The organism is Streptomyces sp. Inha503 (assembly GCF_047215865.1).
Lineage (GTDB): Bacteria > Actinomycetota > Actinomycetes > Streptomycetales > Streptomycetaceae > Streptomyces > Streptomyces lycopersici.
Map to the genome: position 1 here is coordinate 10,820,200 of NZ_CP178360.1, position 13,263 is coordinate 10,833,462.

General features: G+C 71.5%; 10 protein-coding genes. 4 read left to right on the plus strand and 6 right to left on the minus strand.

What is annotated here, in order from left to right; genetic code table 11:
• Positions 1-1,461: 1,461 nt before the first annotated feature.
• Positions 1,462-2,295, plus strand: coding sequence for an MOSC domain-containing protein (locus ACJX2R_RS45110; protein ID WP_413104817.1), 834 nt, complete (start codon positions 1,462-1,464; stop codon positions 2,293-2,295).
• 10 nt (positions 2,296-2,305) lie between these two features.
• On the opposite strand, the gene ACJX2R_RS45115 is transcribed toward ACJX2R_RS45110, so the two are convergent.
• Together ACJX2R_RS45115 and ACJX2R_RS45120 are read right to left on the minus strand one after the other, a co-directional pair.
• The gene (locus tag ACJX2R_RS45115; protein WP_262697632.1) at positions 2,306-2,716 is read right to left on the minus strand and encodes an SRPBCC family protein; all 411 of its coding nucleotides are present in this window, start codon (positions 2,714-2,716) and stop codon (positions 2,306-2,308) included.
• 76 nt (positions 2,717-2,792) lie between these two features.
• Entirely contained in the window at positions 2,793-3,806 is a 1,014-nt protein-coding gene (locus ACJX2R_RS45120) for an Lrp/AsnC family transcriptional regulator (protein ID WP_413104818.1), read from the minus strand.
• Positions 3,807-3,899: 93 nt separating this feature from the next.
• Between ACJX2R_RS45120 and ACJX2R_RS45125 the strand changes: the two genes are divergently transcribed.
• Both ACJX2R_RS45125 and ACJX2R_RS45130 read left to right on the plus strand, forming a co-directional pair.
• Positions 3,900-5,555: an AbgT family transporter gene (locus ACJX2R_RS45125; RefSeq protein ID WP_413106116.1), complete on the plus strand. Its 1,656-nt coding sequence runs from the start codon at positions 3,900-3,902 to the stop codon at positions 5,553-5,555.
• Positions 5,556-5,629: 74 nt separating this feature from the next.
• On the plus strand, positions 5,630-6,784 hold the full coding sequence (locus ACJX2R_RS45130) for a M20 family metallopeptidase (protein WP_413104819.1): 1,155 nt from the start codon (positions 5,630-5,632) through the stop codon (positions 6,782-6,784).
• Between the two features lie 69 nt (positions 6,785-6,853).
• On the opposite strand, the gene ACJX2R_RS45135 is transcribed toward ACJX2R_RS45130, so the two are convergent.
• Together ACJX2R_RS45135 and ACJX2R_RS45140 are read right to left on the minus strand one after the other, a co-directional pair.
• Entirely contained in the window at positions 6,854-7,090 is a 237-nt protein-coding gene (locus ACJX2R_RS45135; RefSeq protein ID WP_020866051.1) for a DUF397 domain-containing protein, read from the minus strand.
• A 5-nt stretch (positions 7,091-7,095) separates the two neighbouring features.
• Positions 7,096-7,956 carry a helix-turn-helix domain-containing protein gene (locus ACJX2R_RS45140; protein WP_262697628.1) on the minus strand — a complete coding sequence of 287 codons (861 nt, stop codon included), beginning with the start codon at positions 7,954-7,956 and terminating at the stop codon, positions 7,096-7,098.
• A 212-nt stretch (positions 7,957-8,168) separates the two neighbouring features.
• On the opposite strand from ACJX2R_RS45140, the gene ACJX2R_RS45145 reads away from it, so the two are divergent.
• Positions 8,169-8,651 (plus strand): hypothetical protein, encoded by a 483-nt coding sequence (locus ACJX2R_RS45145; protein WP_413104820.1) that lies wholly within the window; start codon positions 8,169-8,171, stop codon positions 8,649-8,651.
• Between the two features lie 19 nt (positions 8,652-8,670).
• Here ACJX2R_RS45145 and ACJX2R_RS45150 read toward each other — a convergent pair whose 3' ends face one another.
• On the minus strand, positions 8,671-10,689 hold the full coding sequence (locus ACJX2R_RS45150) for an aminotransferase class I/II-fold pyridoxal phosphate-dependent enzyme (RefSeq protein WP_413104821.1): 2,019 nt from the start codon (positions 10,687-10,689) through the stop codon (positions 8,671-8,673).
• Between the two features lie 198 nt (positions 10,690-10,887).
• Entirely contained in the window at positions 10,888-13,191 is a 2,304-nt protein-coding gene (locus ACJX2R_RS45155) for an ATP-binding protein (protein WP_413104822.1), read from the minus strand.
• Between the last annotated feature and the right edge of the window lie 72 nt (positions 13,192-13,263).

Here is a 13,263-nt window from a genome sequence, read left to right on the forward strand (position 1 = left end):
GCCGGGGGCGGGCGCGGGCGATCACGGGCCGCCGGACGTCCTCGTACGGCGGGAAATGATTCTCCGGGGCGCCGGACGGGGCGGGCGCTATTCCGCCGTATTGGTTTCCGGGTGATCGGTGACCGATCCCGGACGGCGGTCCGGATGAATTGCCGCCGGGACACGGGAGGTTGAAGACCGGACGAGCGGTGGGCGGCGCAATACGGCGTCCGGTGCGGGCCGGGCGCCTGGCACGGGATCTTCCCCGGCGCTATTGCGTCACCTCCCGGTCAAGATCGGCCGCTTGGCGGCCGGGCCCGATGAGGCCGCCGTAACCGCGCGGCACCGCGCTGGAACCGGCCGTTCCGGTCCCCTCCCCGGCATCCGGAGAATGCCGGGGAGGGGAGGAGAGGGAAGAGGAGGGAAGGGGAGAGCGGGAGGCGGCCGGCGGGGCGGGAAATAGGACGGCCTTGCGGTGGGGCGGGGAAGAGGGGGACGCGTGAGCGAACGCGCCGGAGGTGCCCGGCGGGCTTTCGCAGGGCGCGGCGGGAGACTGAAACGTATCGACGGGGACCCGCCGCCGACCGTGGCGTTCGGGGCCGGAGCCCGCCGGAAGCGGACGCGGCCTCCCGGCGACGACACGGCGGGGAGACAGCGCGGCGGCGGCGAGGCGAACGCCTCTTCTTGGGCCGCTCGCCTCCGGGCGCTCTGATCCGGTGCCGGCACTCCTCGTCGGCGGTCGCTCGTTCCTCGCTCCCCGTTCCTCGCTCCCCGCTCCTCGTCGCTTTCGGCACCGGCGCGCCCTACGGCTCGCTCCCGAGGGCGCCGGGCGTGGAACCACGGCCCCGACTCGTATGCCCTCGCGCCTCCGGTATGGCCCGCGGAACGGGGGAAGCCGCTCAGCGTCCCGGCCAACTCATGGCCACGGAACGGGACTTGACTCGGCGTTTACCGTATCCCTTGTCGGGCATCGCCCCGCCGAGCGCCCGTGCGCCGCCGGAGTTCTCCGAAAAGGCCCGGTCGTCAAGGCGGCGGGGAACTGGCGGAGAATCACGCCGTCCGTGTATAGCGGGAACCGCGTCGCCGCGCATATCATTGCCTCACATCGACTTCCTCCCTTCCAGCCGCTCGCAGGAGCGGCCCCGGAATAATCACCCTTCACCCCGCCTGTCCGGGACCCCGGGCGGCGCCGGGGGCCGCGCTTTTCCCGCGGCCCCGTCCGTCGCTCCCTGGAAACGGTTCGATTTGGGTTCCCATCGACGGGAGGCGCAGCGCGCCTACGGCGTATGCCTGTGGTCACCGGCCGTGCGCGGTGGGTCATTCGGCGTACTGGGTGCTACGCCCTCCCGCTGGACGCCGGGCCGGGGGCGCATGGCCGAACCGGGCCGTGCCATGAAACGCCGGTCGGGCACCGGGCGATGGGGGCCGAGCGCCCCGGCCGGCCGCTCGGAGGCGCCGCCACCCCTCGGGTAGGGTGCCCGCGTGGCCACCGTTGTCGAGCTGACCTGCTATCCCATCAAGGGCTGCGCGGGCGTCCCCCAGTCCGAGGCGCTGCTGACGGAGGCGGGTCTGGAACACGACCGCGGCTTCATGGTCATCGGCGAGGACGGAGAGTGCCGCACTCAGCGGCGGGATCCCCGGCTCGCCGTCATCCACCCCGCCATCGACCGGCACGGCACCCGGCTCACCCTGTCCGCCCCCGGCGAGGACGAGGTGGCCATCGACATCGACACCACCTCCGCCCGGCGCGAGGTCACCGTGTTCGACACCCCCTATCTCGGCATCGACCAGGGCGAGGACGCCGCCATCTGGCTTTCCCGGTTCCTGGGCGCGCCGAGCAGGCTGGTGCGGGTGCCCCCGGAGCACGACCGGGTGACCGACGGATGGATCCCCGGCACCTGCGGCTACGCCGACAGCGCCGCGGTGCACATCGTCTCCCGGGCCAGCCTGGACGGGCTGAACGAGCGGATCGCCGAGGCGGGCGGCGCTCCACTGCCGATGAACCGCTTCCGCCCCGGCATCGTGATCGGCGGATGGCACGAACCCCATCGGGAGGATCGGGTCCGCAGGATCGCCGTCGGCGGAGCCGAGCTGGGCTTCGCCAAGCACACCGCCCGGTGTGCCGTGACGACGGTCGATCAGAGCGCGGGCGTCAAGGCGGGCCCCGAGCCGCTGCGCACCTTGGCCGGCTACCGGCGCGGCCCCGGCGGCGCCACCCTGTTCGGCTGCCAGTTCTCCGTGGTCCGCGCCGGAAAACTGGCCGTGGGCGACGAGGTGGACGTCATCGAGTGGGACGGGACGCCGCCGGGGGAGTGACCGGGATCGCTCAGACCGACGCGAGCACCTTGGCGAAGGCGTCCAGCAGCTGGGCCGCGCCCTCCTCGGCCTGGGCACACTGCTCCCGTGGCGGAGCAGGCTGCCGGAGCACCACCCGGGTCCGGCCGCCGTCCAGATCGGCGAAGGTGGCGGTCATCTCCATCGCACCCTGCGGCAGGTCCAGGGTCCACACCAGCCGCTCCCGGCCGGTCACCTCGCGGTAGACACCGCGCATCGGCATCTCGCCCGCGGGAGTGGCGACGGTCGCCCTCCAGGCGCCACCCGGCCGGACGTCGAGGTCGACGGACTCGGGCGCGGCGCCGAACCAGCGGGCGAAGTACTCCGGCTCGGTCCACACCCGCCACACCGTCTCGCGCGGTGCGTCCAGGTCCCGGCTGATGGTGATCTCGTCGCTGCTCATGGTGTCTCCTCGGTGAGCGGGGGCGGGAAGGCGCCGCCCCCTGTTTCACCTCTCAGACCGCCGCGCCGCGCGGAACTCATCGGCCCTGGCCCAGCAGTCTTCCGTCCTCGCGGCCGATCCAGTACCGGCGCAGCACATCGAGGACCACCGACACCTCGCAGGCGGTGATGCCGGGAAGCGTCGCCAGATCGCGGGTGAGCAGCTCGGCCAGGCCGTCCTCGTCCCGGAACACCCCGTGGTGGATCACCGAGGAGGTGCCCGCCACGATCGAGACATAGCGCGCCGAGGGATGCCGGGCCAGCGCGTCGGCCACTTCCTGGATGGCCCCGGGCGCGGCATGCAGCTCGATCACGACCTCCAGCGGATGGCCGAGCAACGCCGGTTCGATCTCCACGCGGGGCCGCACCAGCCCGCGCTGGAGGAGCGACTGGGTGAGCCGGTAGGCGGTGGACCGGCTGATGCCGAGCCCGCGCGCCACATCGGCGGCGCTCGCCCGGCCGTCCTGGCGCAGCAGCTCCATGGCTCGCAGCTCGTCGTCGCCGAACCCGGTGACGGACGCGGGCTCCGCCACCGGATCGGCGACCTCCCGCAACGCCCGCGTCCGGGCGTCGTCCAGCCGCCGCAGCCGCCAGGAGTCGGACTTCGCCGTCGCCCGCAGCACCAGCTCGGTATGGGCGGACCGCACACCGGGGACGGACGGGATCCGCGTCATCAGCAGCTCACGCGCCCGGTCGCGCCGGGTGGCGTGCAGGGAGCAGTAGACATCCGCGCGGCCCGTGGTCGTGGCGACGAACGGGATCTCGGGCAGCTCGGACAGCTGCCGGGCCACCTCCCACGCCTGCCCCGGGGCCGTGGCCACCCAGATGTGCAGGGGGTTGCCCTCGGCCAGCATCGGCCACTCCACCTGCCCGATCACCCGCAGCAGCCGCTCCTCCGCGAGCCGGGCCAGCCGGCGGCCGACGGTGCTGGCGGAACTGCCGAGCACCTCGGCCAGCGCGCTCAGCGGCGCCCTCGGGGCCACTTGCAGGGCGGCCACCAGATCGAGGTCGGCGTCGTCGAGCACCGGTGGGGTGGAGGGAACGGTTGCCATGGGTACGAATCTATCGTGCGATTGGTGCTCCATGCGTGAATCATTCTTGCGTAACGAGTCTTTTACTTGCCTCATTCCGTCATGCCTTCTCTAATGGACGACCACTACTGCGTCCTCGACGAAGGAGTGCGGACGGTGAGTTCCAAAGACACCACGACCACACCCGACAACACCCCCGGCAAACTGCCTCCCGACGAGCCCGGGGACTCCTCGGCGGCGCTGTCCGCCCTGCTCCGGGTGCTCGGCGCCGTCGAACGCGCGGGCAACAGACTTCCCCATCCCTTCTGGCTGTTCGCCATCCTCAGCGCCTTCCTCGCACTGATCAGCTGGGGGCTGGCCACCGCGGACGTCTCCGCGGTGGATCCGGCGGGGGGCAAGACCGTGGCGGTGCGCAGCCTGATCTCGGTCGACGGGGTGCGGTCGATGATCAACGATGCGATCACCAACTACGCCACCTTCCCACCGCTCGGCACCATCCTGGTCGTCATGCTCGGTGTCGCCGTCGCCGACCGGTCGGGGCTGCTCGCGGCGATGCTGCGGGCCGGTGTCGCCAAGGTCCCGGCGCGCTGGATGACCTTCGCCCTGGCCTTCACCGCGATGGTCGCCCACATCGCGTCCGACGCCGCCTACGTGGCGCTGGTCCCCCTGGGCGGGCTGGCCTTCCGGGCCGTCGGGCGCAGCCCGCTGCTGGGGATCGTCGTGGCGTTCGTCGGCGTATCGGCGGGCTATGACGCCAGCCCGCTGATCACCCCGATGGACGCGGTGCTGTCCGGGCTGACCACGGCCGCCGCGCACACCGTGGACCCCGGCTATGTCGTCACCCCGCTGTCCAACTACTTCTTCTCCCTCGCCTCCTCGGTGGTACTGGCCGCCGTGATCACGTTCGTCACCGAGAAGGTGCTGGTGAAGCGGGTGGCGGCACTTCCGCCCGAGCCCGAGGAGGCGGACGCGGAAGCCACCGGGAAAGCCACCGGGGACGTCGAGCTCGCCCTGGCACCCGAGGAGCGCCGCGGGCTGCGCCACGCCACCGTCGCCCTCGTCATCTACCTTGTGTTGATCGTGGTGGCGATGATCCCCACCGGGTCACCGCTGCGCGGCGAGGGCGGCAGCATCGTCGAATCGCCCGTGCTCTCCGGGATCGCCGTGGTGCTCGGACTGCTCTTCGCCCTCCTCGGCGCGGTCTACGGGCGTGCGGCCGGTACCGTCCGCGGCGGCCGTGACATCCCGGACTTCATGGCGCAGGGCATGCGGGACATGGCCCCCATCCTGGTGCTGTTCTTCGCCATCTCCCAGTTCCTCGCCTACTTCAAGTGGACCGGAGTCGGCCAGGTGCTCGCCATCCGCGGCGCCGATCTGCTGAAGGACCTCGGGGTCACCGGCCCGGTCGCCTTCCTCGGCATCGTGGTGGTGTGCACGGTGATCAATCTGGCGATGACCAGCGGCTCGGCCATGTGGGCGCTGGTGGCCCCGGTCTTCGTGCCGATGCTGATGCTGCTGCACATCCCCCCGGAGGCCACCCAGGCCGTCTACCGCATCGCCGACTCCTGCACCAACGCCATCACCCCGATGAGCGCCTACTTCGTCATGGCGCTCGGATTCCTCCAGCGCTACCGGCGCTCCGCCGGAATCGGCACCCTCGCCTCGCTGACCCTGCCGCTGTCCGTGGCCATGCTGGTGGCCTGGACCCTGCTCTTCTACGTCTGGTGGGCGCTGGGCATTCCGCTCGGCCCCGGCGCGCCCGTCCGCTGATGCCCTGCCGCTCCCTCACCTGATCCCCAGCCGCTCCCTCACCCCCGCCACCCCCCGGGAAGGACCCTCATCGCATGACCCCCTCCGACCTCGCCGCCGCCACCGCCCAGGCGCTGCCCGAGATGATCGACGACCTACGGACGCTGGTGGAACTGGAGACGCCGAGCAACGACAAGCGGCTGCTGGACGCCGGACTCGCCACGATCAGCGGCTGGGTCGTCGACCGGCTCGGCGAGCCGGACGGAACCGAGCGCCACGACTGCGGACCGCGGGGCGATGTGCTCGTCCTGACCTATCGCGGCACGGCCCCGGGCACCGTGCTGATGCTGTGCCACTACGACACGGTGTGGCCGGCCGGAACGCTCGCCGAATGGCCCTTCGAGGTCGAGGACGGCCGGGCGAGCGGCCCCGGTGTCTTCGACATGAAGACGGGCCTGGTGCAGGCCGTGTGGACCCTGCGGCTGCTGCGCGAGCTGAAGCTTCCGCACCCCTCGGTGCGGCTGCTGCTCAACGGCGACGAGGAGATCGGCAGCCCCGCCTCCCGCCGCCATATCGAGCGGCTGAGCGAGGACGTCCTGGCCACCCTGGTCTTCGAGGCATCGCTGGACGGGGCGCTCAAGACCTCCCGCAAGGGCGTCGGGCTGTTCGATGTGACGGCCCACGGCGTCGAATCGCATGCGGGTCTCGACCCGTTCGCGGGCGCCAGCGCCATCCACGCGCTGGCCGAGGTGGTCCCGCGGATCGCCGCGCTCAGCGCCCCGGAGCGGGGGACCACGGTGAACGTGGGGCTGATCAGCGGCGGTACGGGGCGCAATGTGATCGCCGCACGGGCGAGTTGCGGTATCGACATCCGGATCGCCGAACCGGAGGAGATGAAGCGGATCGACGCCGCGCTGCACGCCCTCACCCCCTCCGACCAGCGGGTGCGGCTGACCGTCACCGGTGAGTGGAACCGTCCGCCGATGGTGCCGAGCGGCCCGTCCCGCCGGCTGTTCGAGCAGGCCCACGCGATCGCCGCGGAACACGGCTGGGAGCTGGAGGAGACCGCGGTCGGCGGTGCCAGCGACGGCAACTTCGTCTCCGCGCTCGGCCGTCCGGTCCTCGACGGGCTCGGTGCCCTCGGCTCCGGCGCCCACGCCCGCCACGAACACACCGTGCTCGCCCCGATCCCGGCCCGTACCGCGCTGACCATCGGTCTGCTGCGGGCACTGGCGGCGGACGCCACATAACGGCACACCGACGCCGCGCCGACGCCGACGGCCCACCGGCCGTCGGCATCGGCGCGCACGGGAGCCGCGTCAGCAGACGAGGAAGTCCGCCTCGCCCGCCTTGGCGCCCTGGATGAACGCGATGATCTCGCTGCGGGTGTAGATCAGCGCCGGACCGTCCGGATCGGTCGACTGACGGATCGCGACCCGGCCGTCGTCCAGCTTCATGGCCTCGACGCAATTGCCGCCGTTGCCACCGCTCCACGGCTTGTGCCAGCCCTCACTGCCGAGGTCGCTCGCGCGCATGCCGTTGTGAATGCGATCCATTCCGATCAGAGCTCCTTGCGGAAATCCCGGAGGATTTCCTTTGTGCGTCGTGCGGTTGCCGCCTGGGCCGCCATGCGGTCCATGGCCTCCAGATGGGAGGCCACCTCGATGCGCTCATCCAGGTAGACGGCGCCGGTCAGGTACTCGACGTAGACCATGTCCGGCAGTTCGGGTACAGCGAAGCGAAAGAGGACGAAGGGCCCATAGGTGCCCGGATGGTGCCCGGAGGAGAACTCCGAGATTTGCAGCGTGATGTGCGGCATCTCCACGGCCTCCAGCAGCCGGTCGACCTGGTGGCGCATCACCGCCGCCGAACCCACCTGCCGGCGCAGCACCGTCTCGTCCATCACCACCCACAGCCGGGGCGGATCCCGCCGGGTGAGCAGGGACTGCCGCTCCATGCGCAGCGCCACATGGCGCTCCGCCTGCCGGGAGTCGGCCTGGCCGACGGCGCCGGTCTGCATGACCGCGCGGGCGTAGTCCTCGGTCTGGAGCAGCCCGGGCACGAAGTGCGGCTCGTACGCCCGGATCATCTCGGCCGCGCCCTCCAGGCTGACGTGGACGCTGAACCAGTCCGGCAGGATGTCGTGGAACCGCTGCCACCAACCGGGCTTGTTGGCCTCCTCGGTCAGGGTGATGAACGAGTCGAGCTCATCACCGGTGATCCCGTAGGCGTCCAGCAGCATCTGCACATACGGGACCTTCAGCGCGACCTCGGCGGTCTCCATGCGGCGGATGGTGGCGGGCGCCACCCGCAGCACCCTGGCCGCCTCGTCCCGCTTGAACCCCGCCTTCTCCCGCAGATCCTGGAGCCTCTTGCCGAGGACGACCTGGCCCACGGTCGGCGCCGACCGCGGTTCGCTCACCTGAATCCCTCCCTGGCCTCCCCAACGCTGATGTTCGCAGTGTGCCATGGCCAGTGCGGAACGGACACATTGCACTGACGACTCTGCACAATTCAGAGTGGCCCTTGCCAAGTGTCCCCGGCGATGCGCATAGTTGCGGCATGATCCCGTTACCGCGCTCAGCCGCGGCGACCGCAGGCACCATCGGCCCGACCTCTGTGAAGTGCCCCTAGATGACGTACGCCTTCGCCGGTGCGCTGACCGGCCTCGTCCGCGGCCGGTTCGGCCGGCGCGGATTCCGTGCGGTGTCCGGCCGCCACCGCCTTCAACTGCCCGCTGCGCTGCGGACGGACCGGGCCTACGACGCGGTGGGGATCGCCGAGCGGCACGGCCCCGGGGTGATGGCCCTGCTGCCCCGGGCGGGATGTGTGCTCACCGGCGCCGGGCGCTGGTGGTGGATCGTGCCGCCCCATTCGGACGTCGGGGTCGACTGGCCCGCACCCGCCGTCTACGCGGCCGGCGCCATGGTGACCGGCCCGCCCGGGCGGCGGACCGGTCCCACGGACCGCCCCACGGGGAGCGAGGAGCCCGGTGTGGTGCACTGGCCGGAGGACGGGGAGCCGTACACCCACCCCCTGCTGCTGCACATCGCGGTCTGCGCGGCGGCCGGGGTCTCCCCGGCCTGGCCGTGCGACGGCCGGCTGCGTCGGTCATGACCTCGGCGGCGGAGCCCGGTCATGCGGTCGAGTCGTCCTGGAGGTACGCCGCGGGGCGCGGATAGCGCTTCATCGCCGGGGTCTGGCCGGTCGGGTCGTCGTCCTGCTCGCTGAGGGGAACGACCGGGGCCGCTGCCGCCGCGGCGGCCTTGAGCTCCGCGGGGTCGTAGGTCATGGCCTGCGTCCGCTCCATCGCCGTTGGCTCGGGTATTCCCGTGTCCTGCTGCCCGTAGACCGGGATCTGGTCGATCGTCGTCTCCTCGGGCCGGGTCTGGACGTACGCCGCCGTCCCCTGCCCCTGGGCACCCTGGGCCTGGACCTGGGCCATCGGCATCTGGGAGGTCTGCGCCTGGACGCCCTGGTACGGCGCGCTCTGCGGCTGGGGTGCCATCTGCATTAACGGCGCCTGGGCCTGCGGCGGCTGGCTCTGGACCGGCTGCAACTGCGCGGCCTGGAACTGCTGCGCGGGCATCTGCTGCGGAATCTGCGGCTGCGGGGCCTGGACCATCTGGGGCTGGGGCAGCGCGGCCGGGGCCTGGTACAGGGGTGGCTGGGCCGGGGGAGTGGCGACATAGGCGGGCGACAGCTCCGGGAGCGGCTGCTGCTGGACGTAGCCCGGCGAGGCGCCCGTGCCCGCGCCCATGCCCATGCCCGTGCTCGCGAAGGACGCCTGCCCGTACAGGTCCCCGGCGACGCCCTGCGGGGCCGGAAGGGCGGCCGCGGAGTACATCGGCTGGGGCTCCTGCGCCATCGGCGCCGCGGGCAGCTGGGGCGGCTGCTGGTAGGAGTAGTCCAGGGACTGCGCCTGTGAGGGGGCGACTCCCATGGACCCCGAGGACCCCGCGTATCCCGAGGGCAGCGACGGCTGCTGGTCCCAGCCGACCTGCGGAGCGTAGAAGGACGTCCCGTACAGCACCGTGCTCAGCCCGGTCAGCAGCCGCTGCACATCCGGCTGGGAGCGCACCACCAACCGCATGAACTGGCTGCTGCTGCCCAGCTTGTTGCCGCATTCGCGCACCAGCACACCGTGCTGGGACAGCAGTTGGTCGCGGACCCAGCTGCCCTCCGTCCCGGCCGGCAGCTTGACGAAGACGAAGTTGCCCTGGGAGGGGTAGACCGTCATCCCGGGCAGCCCGGCCAGCTGGGTGGTCATCTGCTGCCGGTCGCGGCTGAGCATGCGCAGGCTCTCCACGTACTCCTGCCGGTACCGCTTCAGCATGAAGACGATGACCTCGGCGAAGGAGTTGAGGTTCCACTTCGGCAGCCGGGAGCGGATCTGCACGGCGAGCGAGGGATTGGCCACCAGATAGCCGAAGCGCACCCCGTGCAGCCCGAAGTTCTTGCCGAGGCTGCGCAGCACGATCACATTCGGGCGCAGGATGGCCTCGTCCACGACGCTCGGATACGCCTCGGCGTCCGCGAACTCCAGGAAGGACTCGTCGATCACGATCAGGTCGAGGTCGGCCAGGGCGTCCATGATGCCGATGAGGGCCTGGCGGGACACCAGGCCGCCGTCGGGGTTGTTGGGATTGCAGATCACGGCGACCCGGGAGCCCCGGGAGCGTACGAAGTTGACGAAGGCGTTGGGGTCGAGCGCGAATCCGCTCATTTCCGGGAGCTGGAACATATCGACCCGTTTGCCGGTCTCCATCGGCTGGTCGGTCCAGCGGCCGAAGGTGGGAATCGGCACCGCCAGGCTTTCCTTCACCAGCAGATGGTCGATCCAGGTGATGAGCTCGGTCGAGCCGTTGCCCATCGCCATGGTCTGCGGCTGTAGCCCGAGCACATCGGCCAGTTCGGCGGTGATGGTCTCCGCGGAGCTCGGGTAGTAGGTGAGGATGTCCCGCAGCCTGACCGCCATCACGGCGAACATCGCGGGGGTGGGGAAGTACGGATTGCAGGGGATGCAGAAGTCCACGAGCTCCTGTCCGCCACCCGTGACCCCGGCGCGGTTGAGCGCGAAGAACGACGGGCTGTGGGCGGTGCCACGGAAAAGCTCCATGGCATCACCGGTATTGCCGACTGCGGCAACAGTCACGGCGGGACCTCCTCGGTCGCATGAGCCGCGTCGACGCACTGACACGGCCGTTGCGGCTCGTCCCTCGAGCCTGACGCATGATCTCTCGAAGCCGGGGCGGGCGAGGATTTTCGTGGGGGTTGTGAAAACTTCCGGGACACCCGCTCCGGTCTCGAATAGAATTCCGCCCCTTGTCCCTTGAGAATGCCGACGCCGCCTTCAGACCGTATCCTCCGGCGGGCGTTCGCCATCGACCTCGGTGGTGCGGTGCTGTTCCGCTACCCAGACCGCCACCTGCGCACGCGAGGTGAATCCCAGCTTGCTCAGAATGTGCTCAATATGGCCCTCGGCCGTGCGCTGGGCGATGACCAGGGACGAGGCGATCTCCTTGTTGCTGAGCCCCCGCGCGACCAGCCGCGCGATCTCGGACTCCCGGGGCGTCAGCGGCGACGGCCGCCCGCCCGCCGACGTCTCCCCGCTGGGCAGTTCGTCCTCCAGCGCGTACCCCAGCGCCTCGGCGTAGGACAGCCGGGCACCCTCTTTGCGCGCCGCGTTGAAGGCCGGTTTGCCCAGGGCCCGCCGCACCGCGGCCTCGCACTCCTCGTGGTAGTGGACCAGGTGCCCGTAGCCGGAGAGCGGGGCGCCGATGGCGTGCCAGAGGGTCCCCAGGACGCCCAGCAGCCTGGCCGCCCGCAAGTGGTCCCGTTCGGTGGCCGCGATCCAGGCCAGCACCTCGAGGTTGACCCCGACGCCCAGCGGGTCGTCCAGCGAGCGGTTGAACGTGAGGCTCTCCTTCTCCAGGGCGGCGGCTCTCGCGGTGTCGCCCTGGCGCCAGACGTCCACGCCGAGCGCCATCATCGTGTAGGCCCGGTGCCAGCCCTCCCCGTACGCGTCGCACACCTCCAGCGACTCCTCGCCCAGGGCGATCGCGCGCGGCGAGTCGCCGATGAAGGAATGGGCGAGCGAGAGCCGGATGAGCGCCAGGGCCAGCCCCACCGGATCGCCGGTCGCGCGATGGCGGGCCACCGCCTCCTCGTAGAGCGCGATCGCGGACCGGGTCTCGCCCCGGTACATGGCGACCATGCCGGAGTAGAGCGCGGCGTAGGCGAGCACCGGCTCCAGGCCAAGCCGGGTGCCGATGGACCGGCTCTCCTCGAGCATGGCCGCGGCGGCGTCGACGTCGGACTGGATGACGGCCAGCCAGCTGTTGGTCCACAGGGCCCGCGCCCGCGGCCCGTCGGGTTCGGTGCACAGCGCCAGCGCCTGGTCCAGCCAGCGGCGGCCTTCGCCGAGGTAGTAGCTGGTGATCCAGTGGTAGAGCAGATCGGCGGCCATGTCGAGTCCGCATACGGTCTGGTCGGGCTCGGCCAGGCAGCCCTCCAGGGCGGTGCGCAGATTGGCGTGCTCCAGGTGGAGCCGGGTGAACCACTGCACCTGGGCCGGTCCGAAGAGCGCCGCCCGCGCGTCCGCGGCGAGGCCGCGGTAGTAGTCGCGGTGGCGCCGCAGCCACACGGCCTCCTCCCCGGAGGCGGCCAGCCGCTCACGGCCGTACTCGCGCAACGTATCCAGCATCCGGTAGCGCACCGACGTCCGGTGCTCCTCCCTGAGCAGCACCGACTTGTCCACCAGCTCGGCCACCAGGTCCAGGATCTCTTCGCGGTCGATGCCCTCGCCCGAGCAGACCGCCTCGGCCGCCTCCAGGTCCAGGCTTCCGGCGAACACCGAGACCCGGGCCCACAGCAGCCGCTCCCGCTCGGTGCACAGCTCATGGCTCCAGTCGATCAGCGCCCGCAGCGTCTGATGGCGGGGGAGGACCGTCCGGGAGCCGGTGGTGAGCAGCCGGAACCGGTCGTCCAGCCGGTCCAGCAGCTGCCGCACGGACAGGGCACGCAGCCGTACCACCGCGAGTTCGATGCCCAGCGGGATGCCGTCCAGCCGGCGGCAGATCAGCTCGACCGCGTCCCGGTTGTCCTCGTCGAGCTGGAACCCGGGCACGATGGCCGCGGCCCGCTCGACGAACAGCCGTATCGCGTCGCAGTGCGCGAGCGTCGCGAGGGAGGGCCGAGGGCCCTCGGGGTCCGGCAGCCCCAGGGTGGGGACGGCCAGGCTCTGCTCACCTGCGGTGCCCAGCACCTGACGGCTGGTGGTCAGCAGCCGCAGCCGGGGGGCCGCGCGCAGCAGCCGGTCGGCGAGCCGGGCGCACTCCTCCAGCAGGTGTTCGCAGTTGTCGAGGACGATCAGGGCCTGCCGGTCCCGCAGATGGTCGACGAGGATGTCCATCGCCGGGCGGGAGGAGTGGTCGCGTATCTCCAGCGCCTCGGTGACGCCCTGGGCGAGCAGCGTGGGGTTGTCCAGCTCGGCGAGCTCGGCCAGCCAGACCCCGTCGGGGAAGGCCCGGCGCGCCTCGTCCGCGACCCGCAGCGCCAGCCGGGTCTTCCCGACGCCGCCGGCCCCGGTCAGGGTGACCAGGCGGGACGCGGACAGCATCCGTTTGACCTCGGCCGCCTCATGCCGACGTCCCACGAAACTCGTCACCTCGGCCGGCAGCCTGACTGTCTGCCGCCCGGTCGGGGTGCCCGTCGCCACCGCACCCAT

Bases quoted from the DNA above. Each gene is read 5' to 3' on its own strand.
- ACJX2R_RS45125 (WP_413106116.1), top strand. From the start codon at position 3,900: ATGGACGACCACTACTGCGTCCTCGACGAAGGAGTGCGGACGGTGAGT.
- ACJX2R_RS45135 (WP_020866051.1), bottom strand. From the start codon at position 7,090: ATGGATCGCATTCACAACGGCATGCGCGCGAGCGACCTCGGCAGTGAG.
- ACJX2R_RS45130 (WP_413104819.1), top strand. From the start codon at position 5,630: ATGACCCCCTCCGACCTCGCCGCCGCCACCGCCCAGGCGCTGCCCGAG.
- ACJX2R_RS45115 (WP_262697632.1), bottom strand. From the start codon at position 2,716: ATGAGCAGCGACGAGATCACCATCAGCCGGGACCTGGACGCACCGCGC.
- ACJX2R_RS45120 (WP_413104818.1), bottom strand. From the start codon at position 3,806: ATGGCAACCGTTCCCTCCACCCCACCGGTGCTCGACGACGCCGACCTC.
- ACJX2R_RS45145 (WP_413104820.1), top strand. From the start codon at position 8,169: ATGACGTACGCCTTCGCCGGTGCGCTGACCGGCCTCGTCCGCGGCCGG.